Origin of the sequence: Rhizobium sp. AQ_MP (genome assembly GCF_014237835.1) — a bacterium.
Taxonomy (GTDB): domain Bacteria; phylum Pseudomonadota; class Alphaproteobacteria; order Rhizobiales; family Rhizobiaceae; genus Allorhizobium.
Genome location: NZ_JACJVI010000114.1, coordinates 1 through 218, shown reverse-complemented (window position 1 = coordinate 218; position 218 = coordinate 1). Strand labels below are relative to the sequence as shown.

General features: G+C 58.7%; 1 protein-coding gene. It reads left to right on the top strand.

The annotated features are described in order from the left end of the window. Positions 1-174: molybdopterin dinucleotide binding domain-containing protein (locus tag H6M51_RS24475; protein WP_185812340.1), on the top strand; the 174-nt coding region annotated here is incomplete at its 5' end. Between the last annotated feature and the right edge of the window lie 44 nt (positions 175-218).

Sequence of the window (218 nt, the reverse complement as noted above, 5' to 3'; positions counted from 1 at the left end):
ATGCGGACACGCGTCGAGACCCGCGGCCGCAACCGCATGCCACCCGGCGTGATCTTCGTTCCATGGTTCGATGCCAGTCAGTTGATCAACAAGGTGACGCTTGACGCCACCGATCCGATCTCCAAACAAACGGATTTCAAGAAATGCGCAGTCAAGATCGTTCCCGTGGCCTGATAAGAGGCCGACTTGGTGCCGTTGCCCTGCTGGCAGCCTGTCTC